The 16,307-nt window shown below is 60.2% G+C and carries 17 protein-coding genes; 1 reads left to right on the plus strand and 16 read right to left on the minus strand.

Features of this window, described 5'->3' with window-relative positions:
* Positions 1–19: 19 nt before the first annotated feature.
* The 6 genes from rlmH to leuS form a co-directional block, all read right to left on the minus strand.
* Positions 20–490 (minus strand): 23S rRNA (pseudouridine(1915)-N(3))-methyltransferase RlmH, encoded by a 471-nt coding sequence (gene rlmH / locus J0F90_RS05645; RefSeq protein ID WP_004940002.1) that lies wholly within the window; start codon positions 488–490, stop codon positions 20–22.
* 3 nt (positions 491–493) lie between these two features.
* Positions 494–811 carry a ribosome silencing factor gene (gene rsfS, locus J0F90_RS05650; RefSeq protein ID WP_015376937.1) on the minus strand — a complete coding sequence of 106 codons (318 nt, stop codon included), beginning with the start codon at positions 809–811 and terminating at the stop codon, positions 494–496.
* Between the two features lie 194 nt (positions 812–1,005).
* Positions 1,006–1,668: a nicotinate-nucleotide adenylyltransferase gene (nadD, locus tag J0F90_RS05655; RefSeq protein WP_015376938.1), complete on the minus strand. Its 663-nt coding sequence runs from the start codon at positions 1,666–1,668 to the stop codon at positions 1,006–1,008.
* Complete coding sequence (gene holA / locus J0F90_RS05660) at positions 1,658–2,692, minus strand: DNA polymerase III subunit delta (RefSeq protein WP_016928772.1); 1,035 nt, start codon at positions 2,690–2,692, stop codon at positions 1,658–1,660. Before holA ends, nadD begins: the two co-directional genes overlap by 11 nt.
* On the minus strand, positions 2,689–3,249 hold the full coding sequence (gene lptE, locus J0F90_RS05665) for an LPS assembly lipoprotein LptE (RefSeq protein ID WP_016928771.1): 561 nt from the start codon (positions 3,247–3,249) through the stop codon (positions 2,689–2,691). Before lptE ends, holA begins: the two co-directional genes overlap by 4 nt.
* A gap of 14 nt (positions 3,250–3,263) precedes the next feature.
* A complete protein-coding gene (gene leuS, locus J0F90_RS05670) occupies positions 3,264–5,846 on the minus strand; it encodes a leucine--tRNA ligase (RefSeq protein WP_033641093.1) in 2,583 nt (860 codons plus the stop codon).
* A gap of 286 nt (positions 5,847–6,132) precedes the next feature.
* On the opposite strand from leuS, the gene J0F90_RS05675 reads away from it, so the two are divergent.
* Positions 6,133–6,615, plus strand: coding sequence for a zinc ribbon-containing protein (locus tag J0F90_RS05675; protein ID WP_004939988.1), 483 nt, complete (start codon positions 6,133–6,135; stop codon positions 6,613–6,615).
* 40 nt (positions 6,616–6,655) lie between these two features.
* Here J0F90_RS05675 and J0F90_RS05680 read toward each other — a convergent pair whose 3' ends face one another.
* The 10 genes from J0F90_RS05680 to J0F90_RS05725 form a co-directional block, all read right to left on the minus strand.
* The gene (locus J0F90_RS05680; protein WP_033641092.1) at positions 6,656–7,360 is read right to left on the minus strand and encodes an FMN-dependent NADH-azoreductase; all 705 of its coding nucleotides are present in this window, start codon (positions 7,358–7,360) and stop codon (positions 6,656–6,658) included.
* 148 nt (positions 7,361–7,508) lie between these two features.
* Positions 7,509–8,441, minus strand: coding sequence for a pyrimidine-specific ribonucleoside hydrolase RihA (gene rihA / locus J0F90_RS05685; RefSeq protein ID WP_016928768.1), 933 nt, complete (start codon positions 8,439–8,441; stop codon positions 7,509–7,511).
* 113 nt (positions 8,442–8,554) lie between these two features.
* Positions 8,555–9,280: an amino acid ABC transporter ATP-binding protein gene (locus J0F90_RS05690; protein ID WP_004939983.1), complete on the minus strand. Its 726-nt coding sequence runs from the start codon at positions 9,278–9,280 to the stop codon at positions 8,555–8,557.
* A complete protein-coding gene (gltK, locus tag J0F90_RS05695; RefSeq protein WP_004939982.1) occupies positions 9,280–9,954 on the minus strand; it encodes a glutamate/aspartate ABC transporter permease GltK in 675 nt (224 codons plus the stop codon). Before gltK ends, J0F90_RS05690 begins: the two co-directional genes overlap by 1 nt.
* Positions 9,954–10,694, minus strand: coding sequence for an amino acid ABC transporter permease (locus J0F90_RS05700; protein WP_004939979.1), 741 nt, complete (start codon positions 10,692–10,694; stop codon positions 9,954–9,956). The genes gltK and J0F90_RS05700 overlap by 1 nt, the downstream gene beginning before the upstream one ends.
* A 213-nt stretch (positions 10,695–10,907) precedes the next feature.
* The gene (locus tag J0F90_RS05705) at positions 10,908–11,804 is read right to left on the minus strand and encodes an amino acid ABC transporter substrate-binding protein (RefSeq protein ID WP_033641091.1); all 897 of its coding nucleotides are present in this window, start codon (positions 11,802–11,804) and stop codon (positions 10,908–10,910) included.
* 394 nt (positions 11,805–12,198) lie between these two features.
* Positions 12,199–13,728, minus strand: coding sequence for an apolipoprotein N-acyltransferase (gene lnt, locus J0F90_RS05710; protein ID WP_033641090.1), 1,530 nt, complete (start codon positions 13,726–13,728; stop codon positions 12,199–12,201).
* A gap of 7 nt (positions 13,729–13,735) precedes the next feature.
* Entirely contained in the window at positions 13,736–14,614 is an 879-nt protein-coding gene (gene corC / locus J0F90_RS05715; RefSeq protein WP_004939973.1) for a CNNM family magnesium/cobalt transport protein CorC, read from the minus strand.
* An 85-nt stretch (positions 14,615–14,699) separates the two neighbouring features.
* Positions 14,700–15,173: an rRNA maturation RNase YbeY gene (ybeY, locus tag J0F90_RS05720; protein WP_016928766.1), complete on the minus strand. Its 474-nt coding sequence runs from the start codon at positions 15,171–15,173 to the stop codon at positions 14,700–14,702.
* Complete coding sequence (locus J0F90_RS05725) at positions 15,170–16,225, minus strand: PhoH family protein (RefSeq protein ID WP_025301852.1); 1,056 nt, start codon at positions 16,223–16,225, stop codon at positions 15,170–15,172. The genes ybeY and J0F90_RS05725 overlap by 4 nt, the downstream gene beginning before the upstream one ends.
* Positions 16,226–16,307 lie beyond the last annotated feature (82 nt).

The raw sequence follows: 16,307 nt of genomic DNA on the forward strand, positions 1-16,307 counted from the left end.
CTGTCACGGTCACCACCGGCTATTCCCGGTGGTAAGGATGATTTGTTGTAATACTCCAGGCGCGGTAGAGGCTTTCGGCCACCAGGACGCGCACCAAAGGATGCGGCAGCGTCAACGGAGAAAGCGACCAGCTCTGCTCGGCAGCGGCTTTGCAGGCGGGCGCCAGCCCTTCCGGGCCGCCGATCAGCAAGCTGACGTTGCGGCCATCCTGCTTCCAGCGCTCAAGCTGCTGCGCCAGCTGCGGCGTTTCCCACGGCGTGCCTGGGATATCCAGCGTAACGATGCGGTTGCCTTTGCCCACCGCCGCCAGCATCTGTTCACCTTCCTTGTCCAGAATGCGCTTGATGTCGGCGTTTTTGCCGCGTTTGCCCGCCGGGATCTCGGTCAGCTCAAACGGCATATCTTTGGGAAAGCGGTGCAGATAATCCATAAAGCCGGTTTGCACCCAGTCTGGCATTTTGGTGCCGACCGCCACCAATTGCAGTTTCACCGCTTAGCTCCAGAGTTTTTCCAGCTCGTACAGGCGACGGCTTTCTTCCTGCATCACGTGCACGATCACTTCGCCCAGATCGACCACGATCCAGTCGGAGGCTTCCTGGCCTTTCATGCCGTACAGCTCCATGCCCGCGGCGCGGGATTCCTGCACCACGTGGCTGGCGATCGACATCACGTGGCGCGTCGAGGTGCCGGTGCAGATGATCATGCAATCGGTGATGCTGGATTTGCCCTGAACGTCCAGAGCGACAATGTCTTGGCCTTTCAGATCATCGATTTTATCGATGACGAAATCTTGGAGCGCTTTACCTTGCAAAGGTTCCCCCTCGGGTGTGTTCTGTTCAGTCGGCTGCGGCGGGCAAAATGCGCGCGCCGCGGCGTAACCGGATAATGGTTTCGGCAGGCTGCCGCTGAAAGCCAGCTAACTGGTGACTGCCCGGCCAGCTAAGGTTTCCGGGGTTTTCAGCGGATACCTGAAAAATAGCGGCGCAGTATATCACGCACCTTTCGCTAGCGATATAAACCCTGCAACTCGATATAGCGCTGCACCGGGCGCGGCAGCAGGTCGTCGCAGTTGAGGCCCTGATGGCGACGCTGGCGGATCTCGGTGGCGGAAATTTCCAGCTCCGGCGTATCGGCCAAATAGATGTGGCCGTGCGGGCGACGGCTGAGCAGCGCCGGGTCGGCGGTGCGATGGCGTTCCAGCCACTGCTGCAGTTCCGGCGTGTCCATGCGATCGTTATAGCCCGGGCGCGCCAGCACCAGCAGGTGGCAGACGTCCAACAGCGCCTGCCAGCGGTGCCACTTATGCAGCGTCAGCAGCGAGTCCTGGCCAATAATAAACGCCAGCGGCTGGGCGGCGCCACGCTCTTTACGAATCGTTTCCAACGTCTCGATGGTGTAGGAGGGGGTGGTGCGGTGCAGTTCGCGATCGTCGACCGCAAACAGCGGATTGCCGGCGATCGCCAGCTCGACCATCTTCAGGCGCTGCTGCGCATTGGCCTCCGGCTGCGGGCGGTGCGGCGGCACGTGGTTAGGCAGCAGCGTGACGCGATTCAGGCCCACTTCGGCGGCCAGCGCCTCCACCGGCCGCAGGTGGCCGTAGTGGATCGGGTCAAAGGTGCCGCCGAACAGCGCGTGCAATACGGTGGGGTGTTCCGGATTAGTGGGCATCGCTAAAACTCGTGGCCAGGGGTTTGCCGCACAGCAGCATCGACAGGGTTTCCAGTTCCGGCCAGACCGACTGACCATAGTCCTGCTTGAGCGTCAGCTCGATTTGCGTCAGCAGCTGCACCGCCTGCTGCAGCTGGGGGCCGGACAGGCGTTGCAACGCCTGGGTCACCAGCGGGCGGCGGTTCTGCCAGACCTTGTGCTGATCGAACAGCGTGCGCAGCGGCGCGGAAGCCATGCGGCGCTGCAGCGTCAGCAACAGCAGCAGTTCGCGCTGCAGGGTGCGCAGCAGGATCACCGGCTCGACATCCTCTTGCTGCAGCTGCTGCAAGATATGCCAGGCGCGCTTGCTCTTGCCGGCCAGCAAGGCGTCCAGCCAGTGGAACGGCGTGAAGTGGGCGGCGTCGTTCACCGCCTGCTCGACGCGCGGCAGGGTGAGCTTGCCGTCCGGGTGCAGCAGCGACAGCCGCTCCAATGCTTGCGACAGCGCCAGCAGGTTGCCTTCGTAGCAGTAGCACAGCAACTGGTTGGCGGCGTCGTCCAACTCCAGTTTCATCGCCTTGGCGCGTGCGGCGACCCAGCGCGGCAGCTGCGCCTGTTCCGGCGTCTGGCAGCTGACGAGAGCGCCGTGCGGGCTGAGCGCCTTGAACCAGGCGCTGTTTTCCTGCGCTTTGGTGAGGCGCGGGCCGCGCAGGATCAGCAGAATATCCTCGTGCAGCAGCGTGGCCAGCTTGGTCAGCTGTTCGCCGATCGGCGCCGTCGGGCCGTTTTCCGGGAAGATCAGCAGCAGCGTCTGGCGGCTGGCGAACAGGCTCATCGCCTGGCAGATGCCGAAGATGGCGTCCCAGTCGGTATGGGCGTCGAGGGAAATGCTGTAGTGCTCGCTGAACTGCTGCTGTTGCGCAGCCTGCCGGAGCAGATCCTGGCTTTCCTGCAGCAGCAGCGGTTCATTGCCGCTCAATAAATAACAAGCGCGCAGCCCCTCTCGGAGCTGCGCGGCAAGTTGTTCCGGATAAATACGGATCATTGTGCGGTTTGGCTTGCCGCTCGTTCGCCGGCGGCAGCGGCTTTTTGCCGGTTTTCTTCTTCCGCCGCATGCACGGTCAGCAGTTTGCGCACCAGTTGCTGCGCCGCCTGCTCACGCATTTCCTGGCGAATGATCTCCTGCTCGGAGTCTTTGGCCAGCGCGGTCAGCGGGTTGTCGAAGAACGAACGGAACACTTTCACCGACAGCGGATACAGGTCGTGGCCCGGGAGCAGCACCTGCGCCTGCACGGTCAGCACCAGCTGGTACTCGGCGGTTTTACCGTCCTGGAAGATCGAGGCGGTATCCTGGCTTTCCGTCGCGCCGATGATGCGCAGGGAAGGCACGTCTTTACGCTTCGGATCGCTGACGATGGTCACGTCGTTCAGACGCAACTGCTCACGCACCGCGCGCGTCAACGGACCATAAGGGTCGGCGCTGTCGAGGATCAGCGTTTTCATTTCATTAGGCACCTGCGTGGTGCCACGCAGGTGAAAACCGCAGCCGGCGGTGACCAGCACCGCCAACCCCAGCAACAGCGTCAGAATACGTTGTCGCACAACTCCTCCTTGTGTTAACCCACAACCAGGTTAAGCAGTTTGCCCGGAACGTAGATCACTTTACGAATCGTGACGCCGTCCAGATATTTAGCCACCAGATGCTCTTCGGCAGCGCGCGCGCGCACTTGCTCTTCGGTCGCATCGGCAGATACGGTGATTTTAGCGCGAACCTTGCCGTTCACCTGCACCACCACCAGCTTGGAGTCCTCGACCATCGCCTGCTCGTCGGCAACCGGCCATGGCGCGGTGTCCACGTCGCCTTCGCCACCCAACGCCTGCCACAGGGTGAAGCACACGTGCGGGGTGAACGGATACAGCATGCGAACCACGGCCAGCAGCGCTTCCTGCAGCAGCGCGCGATCCTGCTCGCTCTCCTGCGGCGCGCGGGCCAGCTTGTTCATCAGCTCCATCACGGCGGCGATCGCGGTGTTGAAGGTCTGACGGCGGCCGATATCGTCGGTCACCTTGGCGATGGTTTTGTGCAGATCGCGGCGCAGCGCTTTCTGATCTTCGTTCAGCGCCGCCACGTCCAGCGGCTGCACCGCGCCTTTTTCCACGTGATCGTAGGCCAGTTTCCACACGCGTTTCAGGAAGCGGTTAGCCCCTTCCACGCCGGATTCCTGCCACTCCAGCGTCATTTCTGCCGGTGAAGCGAACATCATGAACAGACGCACGGTGTCCGCGCCGTATTTTTCCACCATCTCCTGCGGGTCGATGCCGTTGTTCTTCGACTTCGACATTTTGCTCATGCCAGCATAGACCAGTTCACGGCCTTGCGGATCGGTGGCTTTAATGATGCGGCCTTTGTCGTCGCGCTCGACGGTGGCGTCAACCGGGGATACCCAGACGCGTTCGCCGCTGTTGCCGGTGTAGTAGAAGGCGTCGGCCAGCACCATGCCCTGGCACAGCAGGCGCTTGGCCGGCTCGTCGGAATCCACCAGGCCCGCATCGCGCATCAGCTTGTGGAAGAAGCGGAAGTACATCAGGTGCATGATGGCGTGTTCGATGCCGCCGATATATTGATCGACCGGCAGCCAGTAGTTGGCGGCGGCCGGATCCAGCATGCCCTGGTCATACTGCGGGCAGGTGTAGCGCGCGTAGTACCAGGAAGACTCCATAAAGGTGTCGAAAGTGTCGGTTTCGCGCAGCGCCGGCTGGCCGTCGACGGTGGTCTTCGCCCACTCAGGGTCGGCCTTGATCGGGCTGGTGATGCCGTCCATGACCACGTCTTCCGGCAGGATCACCGGCAGTTGGTCTTCCGGCGTCGGCATCACGGTGCCATCTTCCAGCGTCACCATCGGGATTGGCGCGCCCCAGTAACGCTGGCGGGAAACGCCCCAGTCGCGCAGACGGTAGTTGACCTTGCGTTGGCCGACGCCTTTGGCGACCAGTTTGTCGGCGATGGCGTTGAAGCCGGCTTCATTGTCCAGACCGTCGAACTCGCCGGAGTTGAACAGCGCGCCTTTGTCGGTCATCGCTTCGGCGCTTACGTCAGGCTGGCTGCCGTCGAGGTTCAGGATCACCGGTTTGATCGGCAAATCATATTTGGTGGCGAATTCCCAGTCGCGCTGGTCGTGCGCCGGTACCGCCATCACGGCGCCGGTGCCGTATTCCATCAGCACGAAGTTGGCGACCCACACCGGCAGCTTCTCGCCGCTCAACGGGTGGACAACGAACAGGCCGGTCGGCATGCCTTTCTTCTCCATCGTCGCCATTTCGGCTTCGGCAACTTTGGTGTTGCGGCATTCGTCGATGAACTCGGTCAGCGCCGGATTGTTGCGCGCGCCCTGTTGCGCCAGCGGGTGGCCCGCGGCGACCGCCACGTAGGTGGCGCCCATGAAGGTGTCCGGGCGGGTGGTGTAAACCGTCAACTTCTCTTCGCTGTCCGCCACGTCGAAGGTGATTTCCACGCCTTCGGAGCGGCCAATCCAGTTGCGCTGCATGGTTTTCACCTGCTCCGGCCAGCTTTCCAGCGTGTCCAGATCGTTCAGCAGCTGATCGGCGTAAGCGGTGATTTTGATGAACCACTGCGGGATCTCTTTACGCTCGACCTTGGTGTCGCAGCGCCAGCAGCAGCCGTCGATAACTTGTTCGTTGGCCAGCACGGTCAGATCGTGCGGACACCAGTTCACCGCCGAAGTCTTCTTGTAGACCAGGCCTTTTTCATACAGTTTGGTGAAGAACCACTGTTCCCAGCGATAGTATTCCGGCTGGCAGGTGGCGATTTCGCGATCCCAGTCGTAGCCGAAGCCCAGCAGTTTCAACTGGTTCTTCATGTATTCGATGTTGTCGTAGGTCCACGGGGCCGGCGCGGTGTTGTTTTTCACCGCCGCGCCTTCCGCCGGCAAGCCGAACGCATCCCAGCCGATCGGCTGCAGTACGTTTTTGCCCAGCATGCGCTGATAGCGCGAGATCACGTCGCCGATAGTGTAGTTACGAACGTGGCCCATGTGCAGTCGGCCGGACGGGTAAGGCAGCATGGATAGGCAGTAGTACTTTTCCTTGCTGTCGTCTTCGGTAACTTTGAAAGTCTGCTTCTCTTGCCAGTGAAGCTGTACGTTCGATTCTATGTCTTCTGGACGGTATTGCTCTTGCATGGCGGCCGGTGGTCCTGTAGGTGTAAACCGTTGCCCCGGTCAGAGGCAACGCAATGAACATTTAGTATTCGTAGATCCGCATAGCATAGCTGATAAGACCTCCCGGCAACAACTCCAAGCGCCTGACTCGGCGCATTTAAAAAAAACGCCGTCATGACGCGGCTCACAACCTGCGGATCCCGCGTCTTGCCAAGTGGCATCAGTCATTTACGGCTAAAATAAGAACAAGTAGCTTAGGGGGGATCCCTACAGCCAAGTCCGGCGCAGCGTTTATCGAGGAGAGTCTATGAACAAGGTTGCTCAGTATTACCGCGAATTGGTGGCATCGTTGAGCGAACGCCTGAAAAACGGCGAACGCGATATCGATGAACTGGTGGCCAGCGCGGAGCGGCGCTTGAACGAGGCCGAAGATTTGACCCGCGACGAAGTGCGGCAGGTGACGCAGGCGGTGCGGCGCGATCTGGAAGAGTTCGCGCGCAGCTATCAGGAGAGCCGGGACGAGTTTACCGACAGCGTGTTTATGCGCGTGATCAAAGAGAGCCTGTGGCAGGAACTGGCGGATATCACCGACAAAACCCAGCTGGAGTGGCGCGAGGTGTTCAAGGATGTCAGCCACCACGGCGTTTACCACAGCGGTGAAGTGGTGGGGCTGGGCAACCTGGTGTGCGAGCAGTGTCACTACCATCTGGCGTTTTACACGCCGGAGGTGCTGCCGCTCTGTCCGAAATGCGGTCACGACCAGTTCCAGCGCCGGCCGTTTGAACCGTGATGACGTTCCCCGGCAGGGCGGGGAACGCTAAGGCCGGCGTTTAACGGAACAGTTTCTTCAGCAGATTGCTCAGGAAACCGCCGCTGACGGTTGCCGGGGCAACTTCCGCCTGCGCCGGTGCGCTGGCCGGTACGGCAACGCCGGCCGGGATTTTCTGCGCGATCGCGATGCGGCTGTCCTGGGCGGCTTTCTCCGCCGCTTCCGGGCCGTAGGCGAAGCCTTCCGCCAGCACGAATTCAACGTCGGTGATGCCGATAAAGCCCAGGAACAACTTCACGTACGGCGTGATCAGATCCGTCGGCGTGTCGGCGTGGACGCCGCCGCGGCTGGAGATGACGATCGCTTTCTTGCCCGTCACCAGCCCTTCGGCGCCGGCGGAGGTATAGCGGAACGTCTGGCCGGCGCGGGCGATAAGATCGAAGTAGATCTTCAGCTGCGTCGGGATGTTGAAGTTGTACATCGGGGCGCTGATGATCAGCGTGTCGTGCGACTTCAGCTCGGCAATCAGCTTATCGGACAGCGCCAGGGTGCTTTGCTGATGCGGCGTCAGCGGTTTGTCGCCGGCGGTAAAGCCGGCCATCACTTCACCATCCAGCTCCGGCAGCGTTGGGTTGGCCAAATCGCGCACGGTGAACGTGTCTTCAGGGTGAGTTTCACGCCATTGTTCAACAAAAAAATCGACTAATTTTCCAGACTGGGAATATTCACCCAGAATGCTTGATTTCAGGACCAGTACGCGGCTCATTGGCTTATCTCCAGGCGAAGGCTAATCGGTAACGATGTCAGTCGGTGTAAACGCATGGTAGAGGCAAGCCATGAACAGTGATAGCGCAAAAATTCGCTGAGTTAAATCAAAAAAGTTGAATGAGGGGCGCGAGCGCGCCCCGATAGGATCAATAACGCGCTACGCGCTCGGCCAGCAGATCGATAAAGCCCTCGCGGTTGATGCCGGTCAGCACTTCCACGTTGGCCGCATTGCCGGTTTGCTGGAAATAGTCCACCACCGTCATGCCGACGGTGTAGTCCCCTTTGGTCTCCACGCCGACCCAGCGTTCTACGCCGGTGAACAGCTGCGGCGCCAGCAGCCAGGCGATGGTGCAGGGATCGTGCATCGCTGCGCCGGGCAAGCCGCGCGGATGGCTGAGGTACAGCGGCAGGTAAAAATCGAGCATCTCCGCGACCGCCTGCGCGACCGGATTGTCTATCTGGCGAATGCGCTCGATATCCTGCGGCAACACCAGCGCCTGATGGGTGACGTTCAGCCCGGCCATGGTCAGCGGCACCCCGGATTTCAGCACCATTTCGGCGGCTTCGGGATCGACGAAGATGTTGAACTCCGCCACCGGCGTGGTATTGCCGGCGTTCATGCCGCCGCCCATGAATACGATGCGCTCGATGCGGCTTTTCAGCTCGGCGTGCTGGGCCAACAGCAGGGCGATGTTGGTCATCGGGCCGGTCACCACCAGGGTGATCGGCTGCGGGCTGGCGCGCAGCAGGTCGGCGATCAGCTCAACGGCGCCCCGGGGATCGGGTTTGAGGGTCGGCGTCGGCAGGTGGGTGTTGCCCATGCCGGTTTTGCCGTGGACATAGTCGGCGATCACCAGCTCGCGCATCAGCGGGCCGCCGGCGCCGGCGGCGACCGGGATGTCCTCGCGCTGCATCAGGGTCAGCAGGCCCAGCGCGTTATGCAGGGTTTTCTCCGGCGTCTGGTTGCCGGCGGAGGTGGTAATGGCTTTGACGTCCAGCTCCGGCGAACGCAGCGCCATGGCCAGCGCGATGGCGTCGTCGAGGCCGGGATCGCAATCGATGATAATAGGGCGGGGCATGTTCTTTCTCCTCTGTTTGTTATCCAGCGAGCATCGGATCAAAACCGGGGAGAAACAAGCGCTTTTAGTGCCGGGAGAAAAGATGCGCCCCTGGCGGGGCGCATCGAGAGAGTTTAGTGCAGGATCTTGGCCAGGAAGTCCTTGGCGCGATCGGACTCGGGGTTGTTGAAGAAATCGTCTTTGTTGCGGTCTTCGACTATTTTGCCTTCGTCCATAAAGATCACCCGATTCGCCACCTTGCGGGCGAAGCCCATTTCGTGGGTTACCACCATCATGGTCATGCCTTCGTTCGCCAGTTCGACCATCACGTCCAGCACTTCGTTGATCATTTCCGGATCGAGCGCCGAGGTCGGTTCATCGAACAGCATGGCGATAGGATCCATGCACAGCGCGCGGGCGATGGCGACGCGCTGCTGCTGGCCGCCGGACAGCTGGCCGGGGAACTTGTTGGCATGGGCGGAGAGGCCGACGCGTTCAAGCAGCTTCAGGCCCTTCTCGCGTGAGGCGGTCTTATCGCGCTTGAGCACTTTCACCTGCGCCAGCGTCAGGTTGTCGATGATAGACAGGTGCGGGAACAGCTCAAAGTGTTGGAACACCATGCCGACTTTGGCACGCAGCTGCGCCAGGTTGGTTTTCTTGTCGTTGACCGGCGTGCCGTTCACCAGGATGCTTCCCTGCTGGATCGGCTCGAGGCCGTTGACGGTTTTGATCAGGGTGGACTTGCCGGAACCTGAAGGACCGCAGACGACGACCACTTCGCCTTTTTTCACTTCGGTGGTGCAATCGGTCAACACTTGGAAGTGACCGTACCACTTGGAAACATTTTTCAGGGATATCATCAAACAGTCCTTTTCTTCAAATAGCTTACCAGCGCCGAGGCGGCGAGGCTGATAACAAAATAGACAAAACCGGCGAACAGGATCATTTCAACCTGGGTGCCGTCGCGTTCGCCAATGGTCGACGCGGTGCGGAAGAAGTCGGCCAGGCTCAGTACGTAAACCAGCGAGGTATCCTGGAACAGTACGATGCCCTGAGTCAGCAGCAGCGGCACCATGGCGCGGAACGCCTGCGGCAGGATCACCAGCCGCATGGACTGCCAGTGGGTCATGCCCAGCGCCAGCGCGGCGGAGGATTGGCCGCGCGAGATGCTGATGATACCGGCGCGGATGATTTCCGAATAATAGGCCGCTTCAAACAGGGAAAAGGCTACCATAGCCGAGATCAGGCGAATATCGGTTTTCGGCGACAGCCCTAGAACCTGTTGTAATAAGCTTGGAACCACCAGATAGAACCACAGCAGCACCATCACCAACGGCACCGAGCGGAACAGGTTGACGTACAGGGTGGCGAACCAGCTTATCGGTTTGAACGGCGACAGACGCATGACCGCCAACACGGTGCCCCACAGGATGCCGACCACGATGGCGGTCACGGTGATCTTCAGCGTGATCACCATGCCTTGCAGCAGATAAGGGAAGCTTGGGACGATCGACGCCCAGTCAAATTCGTACATTATTTACTCCCCAGGTTGCCAGGCAACTGCACTTTCTTTTCGACCAGACGCATAAACAGCATGATAACGGCGTTGATGCCGATATAAGCCAGAGTGATGGCGGTAAAGGATTCATAGGCGTGTGCGGAGTAATCCAACAGCTTACCGGCCTGCGCGGCCATGTCCACCAGCCCGATGGTGGAGGCGATGGCGGAGTTTTTGACCAGGTTGAGCATTTCCGAGGTCATCGGCGGCACGATCACCCGGTAGGCGTTCGGCAGCAGCACGTAGCGGTAGGTTTGCGGCAGCGTCAGGCCCATCGCCAACCCGGCGGCTTTCTGGCCGCGCGGCAGGGACTGAATGGCGGCGCGCACCTGTTCGCAAACGCGGGCGGCGGTAAACAGCCCCAGGCAGAGCATGGAAGAGACGAAGAACTGCACGTTGGGATCCAGCTCGGTTTTGAACCAGGTACCGATATTGGCCGGCAGCAGCTCGGGGATCACCAGATACCAGGTAAAGAATTGCACGATCAGCGGCACGTTGCGGAACAGTTCGACGTAACAGGTGCCGAGGGTGGAAAGAAAGCGGTTGGGCACGGTACGCAAGATACCGAACAGTGAACCGACGAAGAAAGCGATAATCCAGGCACAGACGGAGAGGGCCACCGTGACCTGAAAGCCGGACCAGATCCAGCCGAGGTAAGTGGTGTTCCCAAACGGGGCCTGCTGCAGGAAGATACCCCAGTTCCAATCTATTGACATAACAAACTCCGATAAACGGGCGCAGGGCGCCGAAGATTGATGACTTGATGAGCGCCGATCGCCGCGCGGCCAGTCTGGCTGGCTTGTTGTGTACGGGTGTCGGTGATGCGCCTTGGGGAAAATGAGGGAGGGGAACGGCCCCCCTCATTCCTGTCTGTCCCAGTCATCAACTGGGCCGGTTTGGCCTGGCGGCCGCCCCGGCTTTTGTTCTATTTAGTTCAACGCTTTGTCGTTAGGCTCTTTGAACAGCTGCTTCATGTCATCCGACAGTTCGAAGTTCATGTTGAGGTTTTTCGGTGGAATAGGCTGCTTGAACCATTTCTCAAACCACTTGGCCGCTTCACCGGAAGTTTGCGCCTGGGCGATGGTGTCATCGACCAGCTTTTTAAACTCAGGATCGTCTTTGCGCAGCATGCAGCCGTAGGCTTCTTTCGACTGCGGCGTGCCGATGATTTCCCACTGATCCGGTTTCTTGGCCTTGGCGCGTTCGCCCGCCAGCAGGGCGTCGTCCATCATGAAGGCCACCGCGCGGCCGCTTTCCAGGGTACGGAAGGAGTCGCCGTGGTCTTTGGCGCTGATGATGCGCATGTTCATTTTGTCGCTGTCGTTCAGCTTGTTCAGCAGCACTTCGGAGGTGGTGCCGGAGGTGACTACCACCGGTTTGCCGGCCAGGTCCTTAAAGTCTTTGATATCGGAGCCTTTCTTCACCAGCAAGCGGGTGCCGACCACGAAAATGGTGTCGGAGAAGGCGGCCTGTTTCTGGCGCTCGAGGTTATTGGTGGTGGAGCCGCACTCGAAATCATAGGTGCCGTTTTGCAGCAGCGGGATGCGGTTCTGCGAGGTAATCGGCAGCATTTTCACCTGCAGATTCGGCGCATTCAGCTTTTTCTTAACGGCTTCAACGATTTGGTTGGAGTAGTCCTGAGAGTAGCCCACAACTTTTTGTTGGTTGTCGTAGTAGGAGAACGGCACTGACGATTCGCGGTGGCCGACAACGATCACGCCATTGTCTTTGATTTTCTTCAGCGTACCGGTCAGGTCTTCCGCGTGCGCCACGCTACCTGCCGCACCGAGCAGCAGTAACGATAACGTCAATTTACGCATTTGCATGGTCCAACTCCTTTGCTGTTGTTGTGGCTCTGACTAAAGAGCGTCAGGTTAAATCGACTGTTTATTGCTCAAGTTATAAAGATAGTCTTATGAACTGAACGCTGTTAAAAAATAACCGATTGTGAACACATTGAAACTAAAATGTTTCATTTTTTGAGACGCCGCGCGCACCAAATTAATGCAACAAAACGTCGGCGCCCCCGCGCGGTGCGCTTAATGCACCCAAAATGTGCGCAGGTGCGACAAAACGTCAGCAAAAGTAAACCGGCGCGCGTTGTCGCCATAGATAAAAGCAAGGAGTGTGCCAGCCGCGTTGATTTAACGACGTTTTCTGACTGAGGTGGGGATATTGACGGGAACGCGGGGCGCGGCGGGCGCGCCCCGGCGAAGAGGATTATTTGCGGCGCAAGCCCAACATCAGCGCCCAGCCGCCCAGCAGCAGGGTAATCACCCACAGCGGTGTGGCGCCGAAGCGCGCATAAGGCGTGACGCCGGTGGTCGGCGTGACCTTCACTTCGAGCACCTGGCGGGTAAACTGCGGGATCTCGGCGATCACCTCGCCGTTCGCATCCACTGCGGCGGTAACGCCGTTATTGGTGCTGCGCAGCAGCGGCCGGCCGAGCTCCAGCGCCCGCATGCGCGCCATCTGGAAGTGCTGCCACGGGCCGATGGAGTGGCCGAACCAGGCATCGTTGGAGATGGTCAGCAGGAAGTTGGTGTCCGGGCGGAAGTTATCGCGCACCTGCTGGCCCAGCACGATTTCGTAACAGATGGCCGCCGTCAGGTTGTAGCCGCGTACGCTGAGCTGCGGCTGCACGTAGTCGCCGCGGCTGAAACCGGACATCGGCAGATTGAAGAACGGCGCGATAGGGCGCAACAGTTCACCCAGCGGCACGAACTCGCCGAACGGCACCAGGTGATGCTTGTTGTAGCGATCTTTGGCCGGGTAGCTGTACGGCGTCGGTTCGCCCAGCACGATGGCGCTGTTGTATTCCTGCACGCCTTGCGGGGTGGCGCGCGCATCGACGATGCCGGTGATCAGGCTGCTGTTCTTCGCCCGCATCAGGTCATCCATCATGGTCAGGAAGCCGTTCTGACGCGGCTCGAAGTCAGGGATGGCGGACTCCGGCCAGATGATGATCGGCGCTTTGCCCATGTAGGGGCGGGTTTCGTCCAGATAGGTTTGCAGCGTGCTGAGCAGAATGCTCGGATCCCACTTCATCGACTGGGGAATGTTGCCTTGCACCATGGCGACGTTCACCGCTTTCTCCGGCTGCGGGGCAAACCACTGCAGCTGGCGCAGCGGCCACGGCAACAGCAGCAGCGCGGCGGCAATCACGGCAGCCGAGAGACGGCGCTGATTGACGGCGTACACCAGCAGGCCGGCGATGGCCATCAGCACAAAGGTGATGGCGTCGACGCCCAGCAGTGGCGCGATGCCCTTCAGCGGGCCATTGATCTGGCTGTAGCCGAACTGCAGCCACGGGAAGCCGGTCAGCACCCAGCCGCGCAGGAATTCGGTCACCTGCCACAGCGCCGGCGCGGCGATGGCTAGCCGCCACCAGCGGGTGGCCGGCCACAGGCGCGTCAACAGCCCGGCGAACAGCCCGGTATACAGCGACAGGTAAGCGGCGAGCAGTACCACCAGGAAGACGTTGACGGCGAAGGGCATGCCGCCGAAATCGGCGATGCTGACATACACCCAGTTGATGCCGCTGCCGAACAGCCCGAAGCCCCAGACAAAGCCGAGCAGGGCGGACTGTTTGGTGGTGCGATTGAGGGTAACGGCCAGCAGGCCGAACAGGGAAACGATGGCCGCGGGCCAGAAGTCGTAGGGCGAGAACGCCAGCGTCCCGCCGGCACCTGACAACAGCGCCAGCAGGGCGCGAACCCGCTGGCGTTCAAGTAATGAGGCTTTAGCCATGTTGGATTTAATCTTCCAGTTTCGGTGGTGGAGAATCGTCCGGAATTTTTACATGAACCTGGATGATACGTCGACTGTCGGCCATGGCAACTTTAAATAGGTAACCTTCGATTTCAATGGTTTCCCCGCGCGCCGGCAGGTGGCCGAAGGCCTGCATCACCAGACCGCCGATGGTATCGACCTCGTCGTCGCTGAAGTGGGTGCCGAAGGCTTCGTTGAAGTCTTCGATCGGCGCCAGCGCGCGCACGGTGTACATGTGGCGGCTGAGCTGGCGGATATCCAGATCGTCTTCGTCGTCGTATTCGTCTTCGATCTCTCCGACGATCAGTTCCAGGATATCTTCGATGGTGACCAGGCCGGACACGCCGCCGAATTCGTCAATGACAATCGCCATGTGATAGCGCTGGGAGCGGAACTCTTTCAGCATCCGGTCGACGCGCTTGCTTTCCGGCACCACCACCGCGGTGCGCAGCACCTTGTCGATGCTGAACGGCTCGGAGTCTGCGCGCATGAACGGCAGCAGATCCTTGGCCATCAGGATGCCTTCGATGTGATCTTTGTCTTCGCTGATCACCGGGAAGCGCGAGTGGGCGGAGTCGATAATCACGTCCAGGCACTCTTCCAGCGTCTGGTTGCGCTTGAGCGTCACCATCTGGGAGCGGGGGATCATGATGTCGCGCACGCGCTGCTCGGCGATATCCATCACGCCTTCCAGCATGTCGCGGGTATCGGGATCGATCAGGTCGTTTTGTTCGGAATCGCGGATCAGCTCGACCAGATCGCCACGGTTTTTGGGCTCGCCGTGGAACAGCTGGTTAAGGATAAGAGTAAAGAACCCCTTCTTGGGACTGGGGCTGTCATTGCTTTGTGAATGGTCGTCGCTCATGGCGTTTTCGTTACTGTCACTCATGTCAGAGTTAAGGGGCGTCAGCGACAGCCCCGCAGAGGGGCTGTAGGGTAAACGGCTGACGTCAGACGGGGTCTTTTTCCGCCAGGTACGGATCAGGATAGCCCAGTCCGTGCATGATTTCGGTTTCCAAAGACTCCATTTCTTCGGCTTCATCGTCTTCGATGTGGTCATACCCTAGCAGATGGAGGCTGCCGTGGACAACCATATGCGCCCAGTGGGCCTCCAGCGTTTTGCCTTGCTCAATCGCTTCCTGCTCAACCACCTGACGGCAGATGATCAGATCGCCGAGCAGCGGCAGCTCGATGCCCGGCGGGGCTTCGAACGGGAAAGAGAGCACGTTGGTCGGCTTGTCTTTGCCGCGGTAGGTCAGGTTCAGCTCGTGGCTTTCCGCTTCGTCCACCAGACGCACGGTCACCTCGGCCTCTTCCTGAAATTGCGGCAGCACGCCTTCCAGCCAGCGCTGGAAGGTGGCCTCGTCCGGCAGGCCGTCGCTGCTTTCACAGGCAATCTGCAAATCCAAAATCACCTGGCTCATGGTGTCTCCTGCTCGGAGGCGGCGAGCGCCTCGCGCTTACGTTGTTCGGCAATCGCGTCTTTGCGTTTCTGTTCGGCCGCTTCCCAGGCCTCATAGGCGATGACCACGCGAGCCACCACCGGGTGGCGCACCACGTCTTCGCTGTGGAAGAAGTTGAAGCTCAGCTCCTCCACGTCCGATAGCACTTCCACCGCGTGGCGCAGGCCGGATTTCTGGTTGCGCGGCAGGTCGATCTGGGTGACGTCGCCGGTGATGACCGCCTTCGAGTTGAAGCCGATGCGCGTCAGGAACATCTTCATCTGCTCGATGGTGGTGTTCTGGCTCTCATCCAGGATGATAAAGGCGTCGTTCAGCGTGCGGCCGCGCATATAGGCCAGCGGCGCGACTTCGATCACGTTGCGCTCAATGAGTTTCTCCACGCGCTCGAAGCCCAGCATTTCGAACAGGGCGTCGTACAACGGGCGCAGATAAGGGTCGACCTTCTGGCTCAGATCGCCCGGCAGGAAGCCCAGCTTTTCGCCGGCTTCGACCGCGGGGCGGGTCAGCAGTATGCGGCGAATTTCCTGGCGTTCCAGCGCATCCACCGCAGCGGCGACCGCCAGGTAGGTTTTGCCGGTGCCGGCCGGGCCGATGCCGAAGGTGATGTCGTGATCGAGAATGTTGGCGATGTACTGCGCCTGGTTAGGCGTGCGCGGTTTCACCATGCCGCGCTTGGTTTTAATGGTGACCGCCTTGCCGTAATCCGGCACGCTGTCGGCCACCTGTTCCAGCACCCGGCTCTCTTTGATCGCCAGATGGATTTGCTCCGGATCGATATCCGGGATCACGCCGCGAATCGGCGCGGTATCCACGTACAGATGGCGCAGGATATCGGCGGCGGCGACCACGCACAGGTTCTTGCCGACCAGCTTGAAACGGTTGTCGCGGCGATTGATTTCGATGCCCAATCGGCGCTCGAGTTGTTTGATGTTGTCATCAAACGGGCCGCACAGGCTGAGCAAACGCTTGTTGTCTGCGGGCTCTAACAAAATTTCTTGTGTTGCGACGTTCAAACTATTCCTCTAGGTCACATCGGGCCTGGTTGATGTCACATAGCGCGTCCGGGACGCGCGCGTTCAGGGCGAGCCTGAATAC

Origin of the sequence: Serratia marcescens subsp. marcescens ATCC 13880, assembly GCF_017299535.1 — a bacterium.
Taxonomy (GTDB): domain Bacteria; phylum Pseudomonadota; class Gammaproteobacteria; order Enterobacterales; family Enterobacteriaceae; genus Serratia; species Serratia marcescens.